At 38.8% G+C, this 14,968-nt stretch carries 13 protein-coding genes; 3 read left to right on the top strand and 10 right to left on the bottom strand.

The annotated features are described in order from the left end of the window. The 3 genes from Q8907_04650 to Q8907_04660 all read right to left on the bottom strand — a co-directional run. Positions 1–216 (bottom strand): bifunctional D-altronate/D-mannonate dehydratase (locus Q8907_04650; GenBank protein ID MDP4273550.1); only part of this gene is annotated, 216 nt, incomplete at its 3' end. Positions 217–242: 26 nt separating this feature from the next. After that, the gene (locus tag Q8907_04655) at positions 243–1,004 is read right to left on the bottom strand and encodes an SDR family oxidoreductase (GenBank protein MDP4273551.1); all 762 of its coding nucleotides are present in this window, start codon (positions 1,002–1,004) and stop codon (positions 243–245) included. Between the two features lie 13 nt (positions 1,005–1,017). After that, complete coding sequence (locus Q8907_04660; protein ID MDP4273552.1) at positions 1,018–2,088, bottom strand: LacI family DNA-binding transcriptional regulator; 1,071 nt, start codon at positions 2,086–2,088, stop codon at positions 1,018–1,020. Between the two features lie 443 nt (positions 2,089–2,531). On the opposite strand from Q8907_04660, the gene Q8907_04665 reads away from it, so the two are divergent. Then, complete coding sequence (locus Q8907_04665) at positions 2,532–3,254, top strand: GDSL-type esterase/lipase family protein (GenBank protein MDP4273553.1); 723 nt, start codon at positions 2,532–2,534, stop codon at positions 3,252–3,254. 5 nt (positions 3,255–3,259) lie between these two features. Here Q8907_04665 and Q8907_04670 read toward each other — a convergent pair whose 3' ends face one another. Beyond that, positions 3,260–4,954: an alpha-amylase family glycosyl hydrolase gene (locus Q8907_04670; GenBank protein MDP4273554.1), complete on the bottom strand. Its 1,695-nt coding sequence runs from the start codon at positions 4,952–4,954 to the stop codon at positions 3,260–3,262. A gap of 320 nt (positions 4,955–5,274) precedes the next feature. On the opposite strand from Q8907_04670, the gene Q8907_04675 reads away from it, so the two are divergent. Beyond that, the gene (locus Q8907_04675; GenBank protein ID MDP4273555.1) at positions 5,275–6,168 is read left to right on the top strand and encodes a hypothetical protein; all 894 of its coding nucleotides are present in this window, start codon (positions 5,275–5,277) and stop codon (positions 6,166–6,168) included. 198 nt (positions 6,169–6,366) lie between these two features. Then, on the top strand, positions 6,367–8,658 hold the full coding sequence (locus Q8907_04680; GenBank protein MDP4273556.1) for a GAF domain-containing protein: 2,292 nt from the start codon (positions 6,367–6,369) through the stop codon (positions 8,656–8,658). A gap of 6 nt (positions 8,659–8,664) precedes the next feature. On the opposite strand, the gene Q8907_04685 is transcribed toward Q8907_04680, so the two are convergent. From Q8907_04685 to nikR, 6 genes are all read right to left on the bottom strand, one after another. Then, positions 8,665–11,130, bottom strand: a complete 2,466-nt coding sequence (locus Q8907_04685; protein MDP4273557.1) for a DUF5686 family protein — start codon at positions 11,128–11,130, stop codon at positions 8,665–8,667. Positions 11,131–11,357: 227 nt separating this feature from the next. Then, the gene (locus Q8907_04690) at positions 11,358–12,167 is read right to left on the bottom strand and encodes an ABC transporter ATP-binding protein (GenBank protein ID MDP4273558.1); all 810 of its coding nucleotides are present in this window, start codon (positions 12,165–12,167) and stop codon (positions 11,358–11,360) included. Between the two features lie 4 nt (positions 12,168–12,171). After that, positions 12,172–13,104, bottom strand: a complete 933-nt coding sequence (locus Q8907_04695; GenBank protein ID MDP4273559.1) for an energy-coupling factor transporter transmembrane component T — start codon at positions 13,102–13,104, stop codon at positions 12,172–12,174. Next, a complete protein-coding gene (locus Q8907_04700; protein MDP4273560.1) occupies positions 13,097–13,426 on the bottom strand; it encodes a PDGLE domain-containing protein in 330 nt (109 codons plus the stop codon). The genes Q8907_04695 and Q8907_04700 overlap by 8 nt, the downstream gene beginning before the upstream one ends. Positions 13,427–13,430: 4 nt before the next feature. Next, positions 13,431–14,108 (bottom strand): cobalt transporter CbiM, encoded by a 678-nt coding sequence (cbiM, locus tag Q8907_04705; protein ID MDP4273561.1) that lies wholly within the window; start codon positions 14,106–14,108, stop codon positions 13,431–13,433. 168 nt (positions 14,109–14,276) lie between these two features. Further along, positions 14,277–14,678, bottom strand: coding sequence for a nickel-responsive transcriptional regulator NikR (gene nikR / locus Q8907_04710; protein ID MDP4273562.1), 402 nt, complete (start codon positions 14,676–14,678; stop codon positions 14,277–14,279). Positions 14,679–14,968 lie beyond the last annotated feature (290 nt).

A 14,968-nucleotide genomic window follows, 5' to 3' on the forward strand; every position in this document is an offset into this window, starting at 1 on the left:
ACGGTAAAAATATTGAAAGGTGTCTTCGGTATCAAAAGGATTGCGTCCTATTAAACAGGGGATGCAATAATCCTCAAGATAGGATACTACGGCTTTTTCACGGCCATTTAATGTGCCATCGCCCAACCCGAAAATCCCTTCATCAGTATAAACTTTCAGGGTAACAAAGTTTCGACCCGGTGAGCACACGAAAACACTTGCATCGGTTATTTTCATTTTTTTGCTGTTTTTATGCGACTTGTTTAAAAACCAATTGAATTTCCTCCATCTACAGGAAGAACAACTCCTGTTATAAATTCCGCAGCATCTGAGGCCAGGAATACTGCCGCATGGCCAATATCAACAGGATCCCCCAATTTTCCCAAAGGAGTCCGGCCCAGTACTTTTGCTTTTCTCCCGGGATCATTGTCAAGGGCGCCTGCCGACATTTTCGTCTTGATAAATCCCGGAGCAATGCAGTTAATTCTAATCCCGAAAGGAGAAAGTTCAACAGACATGGCTCTTGTCATTCCTTCTATGGCTGATTTCGCAGCAGAATAGGCAATCACTTTGGGTATCCCGTATTGCGAAGCCATGGAGCTGATCATAATGATGACTCCTTGTCCCTTGTCCTTCATTAGCTTTGCTACTTCGCGCGATAAGGAGAATACAGCCATCTGGTTTACCTGGATAATTTCTGAAAATTCTTCATCGGTTACCTCCAGAAGATCTTTTTTAAGATGAAGCCCTGCATTATTTACAAGTACATCAATACGACCGTAAATTTTTTTAACTTTTTCGACAAAAGCAGGAATCTGATCAAGATTTGACAAGTCATTGCATACATAGGATGCATTGGAACCCAGTTTTTCACAGGCTTTAAGAAGCACTTCCTCCCTTCGTCCTGAGATGATAACTTTTGCTCCCTGTTCAATAAAGCATGTTGAAATGGCAAAGCCCAAGCCGGTGCCTCCTCCTGTTACCAATACAACTTTGTCTTTCAATTGAAAAATATCTTTTGACATGATGATTTATTTGTTAAGAATTTATACGATTAGAGGAAGCCCTGATTATGAGTTCTGGATTTAAAACGACATTTTCGGTTTGCAAATCCTTTGTATCTGCTTCTTTATCTGTTTCAATTTCCTTAATGATCAATTTGGCGGCTTCTATTCCAATCTGGCGGCTGTGCTGTTCAACACTGGAGAGGGCAGGAGTGATCCACTGAGTAAAAGACGCATTGGAATAGCCCACGATGGCGATATCTTCCGGAATTTTTTTGCCTTTGCCGATAAAAAAAGTCATGACACCGGTCGCCATATTATCGTTTGAAGCAAAAATTCCATCAGGTACATTATTCCCATTCCAAAGCTTTTCGGCAAATTCCATTCCTGCGTTATTGGTCATTTCACCGGAATTGAAAATTAATGATTCGTTGACTTTTAGGTGGTTGTCCGTTAATGCCTTTTTGAATCCCTTTAACCTTTGTTCATAGATATTCAGATTGAGGTGGCCACCGATATGGGCGATTTTCCTGCATCCTTGTTTAATCAGGTGTTCTGTTGCGGTATATGCCCCTAAAAAGTCATTACTGGTAACACTACAGGCTTTCGAATTTTTAAGTGCCCTGTCGAAGAACAGGAAAGGGACATTCATCAGGCTAATATCCCGGAGATGATCGTCATTTACTGTTTCCATTGAAACGGAGATCAAAATCCCGTCCACCCGGCTCGAAAGCAGTGTTTTGATACAGTTTTTCTCGTTTTTTAAATTTTCGCTGGACTGGCAAATGATGATGTTATAACCGGCTTCGTTTGTAACGGACTCGATACCACTAATGACCGAGCTGATAAAGTGGCTGTATAACCGGGGAACAATTACCCCAATGGTATTGGTTTTGCCGGTACGTAAACTGCTGGCAATCTGATTATGTTTGTAATTCATTCGATTGGCACATTCGATCACCTTTTTTTTCGTCTTCTCGCTGATTTTCGGATGGTTGCTAAGTGCCCTTGAAACGGTTGAAGGTGCTATATGAAGCTTTTTGGCAATGTCAACAATCGAAGTTTGTTCCCTTTTGCCTTTTTTGGTTAAATCAAGTTTGTTCATTTTTTCTCTAGTTCTGCTGCAAAATTACTGTTAAAAATTATTTATGCAAACGTTTGCTTAAATTTATTATTTTTGAATGATTTTTTAACAGATAAACATTTAAATTTATGAATTTAAATCAGTGTTGTAGTACTTATAAATATCTATTAGTGCCCGGGAAAAATATAAATATCCCTCGCTATGCCCGGTATAACAACAAGTTCGTAAATGTTTACGTTTGGATGGCGGGTATGGGTATTGCCGCACCGCAAACCCTCCAAAAATATATAAATAATTGTCATTCTGGGCGCAATGAAAAGAAGTGAAGAAACTATAGATATAATTTAAACCGTACAACAATGATTTTAAAACAAAAAATTCTTAATGTTTAATTTTAATCACCGGAATTATAAGAGAAATAATATATTTAACGGTCTATCATTCATTTACTTAACCAACTAAAAATGAATAAAATATTTGTTAATACATTATCATTCACATTGATTTTTGCCTGGATGACATTTAATATCCAGGCCCAACAGGGGCAGGCCAAAACCAAGACCAAGGCTCCTGCCCAAACTTTGAAAGCCAATATATTAACTATTGGTGATTCCAACGGGGCACATGCCGATGGCTGGGTCACTCAGCTGCGTAAGTTATTGCCTGCAGCAACTATAATCAATCAATCGATTAGCGGTAATACCATTGGCTTTGATAACCTGGGCCATGAGTCGCTTAATACCCTGAAAAATATCGACCGGTATATTAAATGTGCAAGCGATTCCCTGAACGGGGAAACTTTTGATTATGTGATCGTGTGCCTGGGAACCAATGATTGCAAGGCTGAATTTGCAAACCGGCAAAATGATGTAATCCAAAACATGAATACTCTGATTGCAAAGATCGAAAATCATCCGGCTTTTAAAGTTAAAAAGCCTCATTTTATCATGGTTTCTCCTCCACCTTACGGAGATGATAATATGCTGATTGAAAAATATAAAGGCGGAGACAAGCGGGTGAGTGCGCTTATTGAACCTTTTCACCAAATAGCCACTAAACATCACTGGAAATTTATTAATATTTACAAGATGCTTAGGCCAGATTTTAATAAACTCACACCCGACGGAGTACACATGGAAGCTGAAGGCCAGATGCGCATAGCAAGGAGGATTGTTTCCAGACTTTGATGAATTTATTTTCTTGCGTTCATGCGGATGATCACATACGACATGCCTTGCATTTTAAGGTGTGCCGTATTGTTTTTAATTTTCATGATTACCCCTTTCCCGGCCAATACTTTAGGCCTTTCAATTTTATACGTAAGGGAAACGGCTTTTTCAACGGCAGCCGAAGATGGATTTATGACAATCAGCAGTTTTTCTTTTCCATCAGCCCTGAAATATGCAAAAGGATATTGGTTTTTCTCATCCAAAAGGGGAATAAAATCAGCATAGGCAGCCAGTGCCGGTTCCTGATTTTTCAAATAAATCAGTCTTTTTACTTTGTTCAATAGAGAATTTTGTTCTTCTTCTTCGGACATGACGTTAGGAGGACATGCAGAAGTATCCACAGCCCTGTATAATTTTAGCGAATCTGCTTTGGAAAATCCACAATTATGGCCCGATGACCATTGCATAGGCGTACGTGCCCCGGCTCTTGCCCCATACGAGCCTTCAGTAACAGGAATCCCATAAAGCTGCTTCATCCCTATTTCATCACCATAATATATAAATGGAACACCTGGCATGGTAAGCATAAAAGCGAAAATTAATTCAATATCTTCATCGGTACGACCGTTATTTTTAATTCTGATCATGTCATGGTTACCAATAGGAAGGGAAATGTAACCTTTCTCTTTGGTCGCATCCCATTGTTCCAGGTATGTTTTCAGAAAATCCGAAATATTCCCTTTCCCCTGCCGGCTGAAATAGCTGTTATCCTGTTTTTGATACAGGCTTTCATATCCTTTTGACCAATGATTAAAATCAGCATGAAAACCTCCTTCACCAATCGATTTGACCGGATTTGACCATTCTGAAATCATAAAGGCCTCAGGATAATTCTTATCCAGCCATTCTCTTATTCCTTTCCAGTATTCTGCACAGGCTGTTCCATCATCATTTTTTATTAACGAACCGGCCATGTCTACCCTGAAACCATCAGCCCCCATGTCCAGCCAAAACTTCATTACATTGCGCATTTCTGCTTTCAGAGCAAGCACATCGGGGTGGTTGACAGGCAGCTGCCAGGGCTGCGAAGGATCCGGATGGGCAAAACCATAATTCAGCGCAGGCTGGTGCCAGAAAAAGTTAGTCATAAAGTTCCCGTCCCGGTTGCAATATCCCTGAATGAAATTTGAACTGTATTTTTCCATCCCGGCAAACCAGGTGCTGTTTGTCCAGATATACCAGTTGCTGTATTTGTTGGGTTTTGAATCACAAGAGGCCTTGAACCAGGGATGATCTATCGAAGTATGCCCGGGTACATAATCCATAATGATGTGAATTCCGCATTTGTGGGCCTGTTCAAAAAGATTTCTGGCATCTTCGTTGGTGCCGTACCTGGGCGCAACCTTGTAATAATTGGATACGTCATAACCTGCATCCCTGAAGGGCGATTCATAAAAGGGATTTATCCAGATGGCATTGACCCCCAGACTTTTAATGTAATCCAGCTTCTCGGTGATTCCTTTCAAATCGCCTATCCCGTCTGAATCAGAATCATAAAATGTTTGAGGGTATATCTGATAAAATACGGCATGATCAACCCATTCGGGCGTTTTAGGACGGATGGGAGATTTATATTGAATACTGTCTTTTATAGCAGACTTTATTGGAATGTTAAGGAGAAAACTAAAAATGATTATGATCAATAACTGCTTTTTCATCGTGTAACTTATTTTTTATAATTAAAAAACAGGTTTTAATACCTTGAAATTTTATTGGTATTTTTTACTCATTCTTGTGGTAAAAATGCCTGATCCTTGTTTTGATGAACTTTTGATGATGATTGCAAACTTAAGAATTTTCATTTTACTTGGGAAATGACTGGTTTGATAATTTTTAAAGGGATAATATCAGGATTACTAAGAAAACATTACTTTTAAGGCTTGAATTTTTGTTTTTCCCGGTTGATTAAATTAAGAAAATTTAACAGAAACGGAGAAATACAGAGCATTTAATATAGAAAATAAATCCTAAAAGTTATATGCAAAAGATAAAAACACGTACCATTTTTACTTCTTTGGTAAATAATAATGGTAGCATGGATAATGAATATAAAAATTCATTTGAGCGTTTTGATGAAAATGGGAACCTTATTGAAGAAATTGTCTATACAAATGAAGGCAATGTTGAAAGCCGCAATCAATATGACTTTGATGAGAAGGGGCGGATGGTCAGGGAAGTAAACTATATTGATGAAGAAGAAATAGGGGATGTTAAAAATTATATATTGGATGCCGAGGGCAAAATTACCGGCAAGGATATAGAGTATGCCGATGGTTCTAAATCTTTTGAAAGGACCCAGAGAAGTTCAACCTCTACCACTACAACATTTACCGACGAGGATGGGGAATTTGATGGTAAGGAAGAACGGAAACTTGATGGTAACGGCAATGTCATTGAATTTATCCGTTATGGCTTTAATAAAAACATGGAGCAACATATTGTCTATGAATATAATGATGATTCTAAGCTGACAGGGTCTGTTGAGTATGAGGGTGAATATATACTTCGAAAAACAGAATATCAATATGATGAAAATGGCAATCAGACCTTGGAAGTCGCCCGTACACGCAAGGGTGAATTAATCAGCAGGAGAGTACGGAAATATGATGAAAAGAACCATTTAATCGAGTTGTCTGCTCCTCATTTTATGATCCGTTATGATTATGACGAAAAAGGGAATATGATACGGGAAGAAAATGTTCTAAGCAATGGTACTCTTCAAAATCTGACTTTGTATACCTACAATGAAGATAATTTATTAATTGAAGAAAGGATATACAGGGCCGGTGAGGAGTATTCGGTTGGAGGTGAGTTAATGGCTCATGAGGAATCAGAACATTTGAGCAAAAAATACGCGTATGAATTTTTTTAGATAACAAAAAATATTTTTAATTCTGCTATCGGGGTTTAGGGAAAAGCTTTGTATTTTGACATTATGAGTATAGATTACTGAAAATTATATTGTTATTCCATGTAATATTTAAGGCCAATAATTTTCAGAAATTGGAAAATCTTTATATATTTACTGGATTCGTATTTGTTTTAATTCACTGAGGTAATAACCTGTAGCATGGATAAAAGAGAAAACAATCCCATTCCACCTGCCGATGCTGAGTTAAAAGAATATATTATTTTACTTGAATCCACCATTAAGCAATATCAGAAAGACATTGCTTTTTACGAAACCGAGAGAAAACGATGGGTTCAGTTAAAAAATATTTATCGTATTTCCAATCATGTTAACATACTGGTTACACGTATTGATGAACAACATGAACTTTTCCAGAAAATATGTGACAATATAGTTGAGTTCGGGGTTTTCCGGATGGCTATGATCGGTATATGTGATTGGGAAAAATTGGTGGTAACGCCCATAGTTTTCAGCGGATATGAAGAAGGTTATTTATCCCTGACACAATTCACCCTGGATGATTCTCCTGCAGGAAATGTGCCTCTTTCACTGGCGGTAAAAACTGCTTCTCCTCAGGTTGTAAACGATCTTCAGGCTAAGGATATTCCCTGGCACGATGAAATTGTCAAAAGGGGTTATTTCTCCGGCGCGGCATTCCCTATATTCGTCGATGGTCAGGTTGTTGGCGTTTTGGGCGTTTATGCTACTGAAAAAGATTATTTCAAGGAAGATGAAATTTATTTATTTGAGGTCATTACCCAGTACATTGGTTATGGAATGGAGAAAGTCAGGGAAGAAAAGCTTCGCAAGCAGGCTGAAGAAGAACTCAGACTTTCCCAGCAAAAATTTTATGTTGCCTTTCAATCCAGCCCGGATTTAGTGACCATCTCCACCTTAAAAGACGGCCGTTTTTTTGAAGTAAATGATGCCTTTGTACAGGTAATGGGGTATTCGAGGGAGGAAATTATTGGGAACGATTCAATGGCTATTAATTTATGGGTTGATCGCAGGGAGAGAAAAAAACTGATTGATGAACTTAGGGGGAAGGGGGTTATTAAAAACCGTGAAGTTCAGTTTCGAATCAAGTCTGGAGAAATACGTACTTTCCTTATTTCTTCAGACATCATACGGATCAATGAAGAAGATTGCATTATTTTAATATCCAGGGATATCACTGAACGTCAACAGGCTGTTGAAGAAATTAAAACCTATGCTCATGAAATGAGCATTATCAATAAAATTATTACGGCCTGTACCAGTGCTTCCGATCTTGTGACAAACCTTCATAATGTGTTGAATGAAGCCTTAAATGCCACACAATTAACCTGTGGCGGCATTTGTCTGATGGATCCTGATCATTACCTGAAGTTAATGACCGATATCAACGTTTCAGATAGAATAAAAAATCTCTATAAGGTAAAAGGGATTAAAACAGGAGAGGGACTTTGCGGTCATTGTGCTTTAGAAAAGAAATCCTTAATCCTGGGCAATCGGGAAGCTATTGCACAGTACGCTTCTTATGAACTATTAAGGAATGAAGATATCCAATTTTATGCGGCTTTCCCTTTAATCATACAGGACGAATGTGTGGGAGTCATGTTTTTATACACCTATGGACAGGAAAAGCCTAATGAAAGGAGCCTAAGACTGATAGAAACCGTTTGTCTTCAGATTGCCATTACCATTCAAAATTCCTTGCTGCATCAAGAAGTTTTGCGAAATAATGAAACACTGGAAGAAAAAGTGTTGCAAAGAACTAAAGAACTGGAAACTGCTAATAAAGAACTTGAATCATTTTCTTATTCTGTTTCTCATGATTTGCGTGCTCCCCTTAGAGGAATCAATGGTTTCAGCAAGATACTCCTGGAGGATTATATCTCTTCCCTGGATGAAATAGCTCAGGAATATTTACAGCGAATCATAAAGGCAACCGAGAGAATGGAACAGCTGATCGGTGATCTGCTTAATCTTTCACGGATTATCAGAAGCGAAATCTCCCTGAAGGAAATAGATATGGAGTTATTAGCTAAGGAACTGATGAATGAAATCTTGAATTCTTTGACCTCAGAGAGAAAAATAAATTTTACGGTGAAGGGTGATTTAAAAGTACATGCTGATGAAGGTTTGATCAAAATAGCTTTATATAATTTGCTGAATAATGCTGTAAAATTTACGGGGAATCATCCTGAAGCAAATATTGAATTAGGCGTTGAACAGCAGGATGGCCGGAAAGTATATTATGTCCGTGATGATGGCGCAGGCTTCGATATGAGTTATGCTTCCAGGCTTTTTACTCCTTTCCAGCGTTTGCACAGTGAACAGCAATTTAAGGGAAGCGGAATAGGCCTGGCAACCGTAAACCGTATCATCAGCAGGCATGGTGGTGAAATCTGGGCAGTAAGCAATGTGGAAGAAGGAGCTACCTTCTATTTTACCCTGTCGGCAAGGTGATTGTCCTTAGAAAATAAGCTGCAATCCTACCCTAAGGCCAAAACGTTGAATTTCAGGGTGATTCAGATAGGAAAAGCGCCAGATGGCATCAATCCTGATGATTTTAAAGATATTTTCAATACCCAATCCCCCTTCTGTATAAGGTTTCGATAAACCGGAAAGGGTGGAAGGGAAGTTCATTATTTCCTTTGTCTCTTCGTTCAGACTGCCGATCAGTGTTTTGCCATAAACCACTTCCCTCCATTTCAACTTTCTCATCAGGGGAATATGGTTTAAAAACAACCCTTCAAAATGATGTTCTGCAAAGAGGGAAGCATAGCGGTCGCTCACGAATTCATAATAATTCATCATGTTAAAAGATGAAGCATCAAAGGCATAAGTTTCATTTCCTTCATGGAGGCGGAGAAGCGGATAGGGCAGGTTTCCCCATATTTTACCTGCCTGGATTTCATAGTTAAATGTTCCTAAGGGATTGATTTTAATGCTATGCGTGAGATCGACGTGGAGCTTGTAGTACTTATAGTCTGAATTCAGCACTCCTTTCAATCCTTTGGTAAAATCAATTTTGAGAATCGGGTAATCTGATCCCATGCTAGTCCGTTCAAATTCCCCGTTCATGAATTTTTCGTTGTAGGCAAAACGGGTGGTCAGGGTGATTTCTGATGATGTAATCCTGCTCCAGTTGCGTGAATCCCGGGTATTTTCAAAGGGAATGATTTCAGAGGGGAAAATAATTTTGTTGGAAAATCTCAGGGTACTCGACAAACCCTCGAACCATTCTTTTTCGTAATAGCTTTCAAATTCCCGGACCATGAGTAGCTTGTTCTTTGGTCTCCTTGCCAGAATGGAAGCCAGAATATTGTCTTCGGTGAAAGCATTGATGCTTTGCCCCAATTGTTCAATATCGTCTTTGTAATTAAATGCGAGGACTTCCCTTGGGCTTTTGTTCAGCATGTACATTGTTCCTATGCCGTATTTTAGTTTTTCATCTTTGAAACCATAGGCTATATGGCCTGAAAGCATTATCCTCGTGCTGAAATCATTGCTGGTTCTAAGACCCAGCCTGAGACGTTCTCCTTCTATCGGATTATAACTGGCTGTTTTAAAATAGGGCCCAAATTCGAAGGGCCCATGAACATAATATCCGGTCACAAAAGTGGTGATGATGTCTACATAAGTGTTAAATACGGGAACTTTCCGGATAGAATCAACCATAGCATAAATATCTTCTTCTTTTTTGGTGAGATGTTCGTGCCGTGAATTGTTCCAGAAAGCAGTATCTTTCCTGGTTGCATCTTTGAGTACTATCGATTGTTCGGGAATTTCATTAGTGAAAAAGCGTTTTGAGTCTGGGACTCCTAACTTGATGTTTTTAAAGGAGGTGGTTTTTCGCCCAAACAATCCGATTGCCTTTTTCTCAATTGAAAAATCAGCAAATTCCTGGTCTTTGACCAGGAACCAGGTGGTGTCATTTAATTTTGAAAAGTCCTGGCTTACGGTCAGATTGTTGATAAAATTGATATTGGCATCTTCGGCTATTCTGGCATTTATTTTTTTTATCGCCCAGCTTGAATCGGCTACCCAGAAATCCCCGGTAAAAGTTAATTCCTGTTTCCTCTTGGGTTTGAATGAAATATGATAACATCTGACGTTATCGATATAAGTACTGTCTAGCAGGTAATATTTATAGACAAACAAGCCGAAATCAGCAATGGGGCTGATGAAATTTTTATCGAATGCATTGATGTAGTTGTCATAAATATTGGCATCTATGTACATTTGTCCGGTGAACTGAGAGATGCTGGCATTTTCTACTCCCGAAATATGGCTGGCTTTTATTATTTCCTTGGTACGTTTTGGATTTTTCTGATAGTAATAATCTGATAAGCTTTCTGTTAAGAAAACAGGCAGGAAAACTTTTCCGGTTTCTGCCGATGTATCCACATAATTAAAAATAAATTGGAATTGCTTAAAAACAGCTTGTTTCTTAAACTTATTATCAATGTTATTAACATCGAATTCCATTTTATTATAAACTTCTGCAGAATAACCGGTAAGTTTGTCAGGATTATTTTTTTTCTTGTGGGCAATAATATTCCTGATGATGCGATGGGCAGGATTTTCGGTAGGATGAATAACTACTTCCCTTAATACATAAGTATCATTTTCAAGTTCGATATTTATTTCCTGATACTGATTCTTTTTAACATAATATTTTTGGCGTTTATATCCCATGTACGTGACAACGAGAGTATCAACCGGAAGGCGGGTTTCAATATAGAATTCACCATTATAATCGGTGATGGTTCTCTGGTCGGTGCCCTTCAGGAAAATATTAACAAAGGGAAGTAATTCTTTGGTCTGGGCATCACTTACTTTACCCCTGATTTTGGTTGTCTGTCCTTCTATTGATAAATTAATAACAAGAAAGAAAATAAAACTGAGGCTATATATTAAGTTGATCTTTTTCATTAATGATTTCTGTCTTTTCTGGTCCGACTCCGGTATTACAAAAATTAGCCCAAAATTTGAACAGGAATTTTTGTCAGTGGTTTAATTTTATAAGAACAACGCTTTTTTTGAGGATTTATTTAATAATCAGAAAACTTACTATAAAGATAGATTTATTTTGCCTAAGAATATAGTAAAGAGATAAAGCAAAAAATGTAATCTCAGGTGATTAGTATCTCGGTTTATTCTTAATGTTTGTGAAATGGAAATCCTGTAGGAAGGTGTTTGTGGATCATCTCTCCATGTTTGTGTAATTGTTCGTGTATCAAATTTGTTTTGATCAGCAAATCCGTATCTGAAAGAATTTCTTCCGCTGTCCCTGTTTTTTCTATAGTATGATCTTCTGACAAAACGGCAACTCTTGATTGCAGGTGATCTACCAACTCGAGCTGATGGGTAGTGAGGATAATGGTTTTCCCGGCTTCATTCAGTTGAAAGATGAGTTCAGTGACATAAGATCTTGTTTTGGGATCCAGCCCGCTCATGGGCTCATCCATCAAAAGGACCTCCGGGTTCATGGTTAAAATCGCCCCGATGGCCACTTTCTTTTTTTCACCCCCTGACAGCATGTAGGTTGGCCGTTCCCTAATAGGTTCCAGATCAAGCATCTTCATGACTGTCTCTGCCCTTTCGAAAGCATTTTCTTTGTTCATGCCCATCTGGAGGGGGCCAAATATTAATTCATCGAAAACCGTTGGACAGAACAATTGGCTGTCCGAATCCTGGAAAACATAACCCACGCTTGTCCTGAAATAGCGGTTAAAATTAATGTCTTTAAGGGATTCTTCGCTGACAAGCTCATCTTTGTAATAAACTTTCCCTTTCTCCGGGAAAATCAGTCCGCAGAGAATATGCAGAAGGGTGGATTTCCCGCTGCCATTAGATCCTATAATGGAAAATATTTCTCCCTGTCCTACTGCAAAGCTGACATCATGTAAGGCAGTATGTTTTTGAAGATAGCTGTATGTGACATTTTCCAGTCTGATTATATTTTCCATTTTATTATATAAAAAAGCATAAGATGATGATTCCTGCAAGCAAAGATAAAGACAAAAACAAAATATCCGGCCATTCCACTTTTCTAAGATAACACAGATTGGTATCTCCGGAAAAGCCCCTGGCGGTCATGGCCATATATACTTCCTCATATTTTATCCATGATTTGCGGAAGATATAAGCAATCCGGCCAGTTATCAATCTGGTGGATTCATTTTCGCCGGACTGTTCCCACCAGCGTAATTTCATGGCAAAGTAGGTTTCTTCAATGGTTTGTGCCAATACAAAGATGAACTTGAAGGCCAGTGTGATAATCAGCAATAGTATTCCCGGAACCCTGAATATCTTCATGGATTTGATGATCTTGTTGAATGGGGTGGTGTAAAAGATTAGAAAAGTTAATGTCAGGGAATTTAAAACTTTCAGATAAAATCTGAGGACAAAAAAAGAACCTTCCCTTGTAATTCCGACTATTGAAGGTATATGATAGATCCAAACCTGTTGCGCAGAGCGAAACCGAATTAACGGAATGATGATTTCCCTTCCGGTAATCAGGTTGAGGGCTGCAGGAGCAACGACAATAAAGCCAAATAAGAAACTTAAAATCAATATTTTCTTATAAACTTCGAACAGCCTGATATGCGAAAGTGTGTATAAAATCAGGAAAATCAGCGAAATTGCCAGCTGGGTCGGAATTTCTTTGACCAGACTGATGATGACCATGAAAAAAAACAGGAAAAGAGTTTTGGCACGGGCGTCTATTTTCTGCATTAAGCCGTCCTGGACTGAAAATTCGTTTTGGAGGGTTCCCGATTTGATCAGGTTTGCGGCTTTTTTTAGGGTTCTGTCAATAGGAAGTGAAGCGGTTTTTTTATGTTTTTCTCCCTGCCTTGAATGTATTTCATTCGTTTGTAAAAATGATGGAAGTGCGTCAGTCATGCTTGTGAAAAAGTTTTAAAAGCAGGTAAGTGATGATCATGATTAAGCCAGAACCTGCTACCGCTGAAATAACATAGCCCAAAATCCCCAGCCAGGATGAATTATTTTTTCCAAAACCGTAATTTGCCAGTGGTGCTTTCCAGATTTTAGCCGTTTTTTTCATGTCCCGGGGTACTGAACCTGTCTTTTGCCGGACAACTTCGGTGGACCATTCCCCCCAGGCCCCTTCTGAATGGAAGACTGACGGCAAAATGATTCCCAAAGGAGTCAGCAGAAGCATGATCAGCAGGGCAAGCAAAATATTTTTTTGAATTTTGTTCATCTCATCAGGGTTGTAGAACATAAATCAATTCCCTGTGATTCTTCTGAAAATACCTGAAAAGCAGGGCGGTAATCAGTCCTTCAATGATTCCGAAAAGCAGAAAATGTTCCAGGGCCATCGCCGGTATGGCAATCTTCAGGGAATATGGGGCATATAAAGGTGTTCCATTGGCTGCATGGGCAACTATGGGCTGTATTCCCAGTTCTGTTGCTGTAATTATTGCTGTAATACAAAGGCTAAAGTATCCTGATAAAAAAGCTGCAATATTATTCTTGATGAATTGATTTTTTCCTCCAGGAATCATTTTAAAAATATAATAGGCCGTGAACGACATGACGAAGGCCATATTAAAGCAGTTTGCACCGATAGCCGTAATTCCTCCGTCTCCGAAAATAAGAGCCTGAATGATGATCGCAACGGAAACAGAAAGAGTGGCTACCCAAGGCCCGAAAAGCAGTGCAATGAGTGCTGCGCCTACCGCGTGGCCTGATGTCCCGCCCGGAATAGGAATGTTGAACATCATAATCAGAAATGAAAAAGCTGCCGACATTCCCAAAAAGGGTATCATCTTTGTCGAAAGTTTCTTTTTTATCTTTTTTATGCCCACGGCAATTATCCCTATAAAGGCAACATAAAAAGGGATATACGTTTGCGGGCTGAGGTATCCGTCTGGAATGTGCATTTCTATTCTTGTTTTGAATGTCTTCTAATATTAAATTTTACTCTGCTAACATGACTTTTTGACACGGGATAAAGCTTTTGGATTATATTGTTACTGATTTGTCGCACTCTTCAGGGTTATTATTGCTGTGATCATGATGGGGAATTAAGATAAACCGGCATCATAAGACTAATCGGCCTGGCTCATGACCAATTTTCCGTATTTGATTCCTTTAATGCTGATTAATAAATCTGACAGTTCGGTCAGCGTGTGGGCCGGCCCTTTGATGGAAACTATCTCCATGCAATTGCCCTCATCCAGGTGAAAATGCTGGGTCGCCAGGATGACTTCATGAAAATCATGCTGTATGTCAGTTAGTTTGGTCGAAAGATCCTTTTTGTGATGGTTGTATAGCAATACGATAGCTCCTGCTACAATCCTGTCGCACTGCCATTTTTTCTCAACCAGGTTCTTCTCAATTAGATAACGCAGGGCTTGTGAACGGTTTGCAAATTTGTTTTCCTTCACAAAATTGTCCAGTGCGGTAAGTAAATTTTCTTCCAGGCTGACGCCAAATCGACTTATGGCCATTGTAACACGAATTAAATAATTAGTGTTACAAATGTAAAAAGATTTATTGTACAGAGGATCATTATTTAAGTTTTAATTGTTCCATAAAACATTTTCGACTCTAAATCGTTTTACAATTAAATGAAAAAAGTTTTTTCCATATTATTTGCAGTACTGATTCTTGTTTCGGGAATACACCTTTCTTTGGCAACACATTTCTGCGAGGGGCAGCTGGCTGCTGTAAAATGGTCATTGTCGGGCGAGGAGGCAACTTGCGGAATGGAGCAACACCGAGCTACTGCATCTGCTCA

The organism is Bacteroidota bacterium, assembly GCA_030706565.1.
In the GTDB taxonomy this organism is placed as follows: domain Bacteria; phylum Bacteroidota; class Bacteroidia; order Bacteroidales; family JAUZOH01; genus JAUZOH01.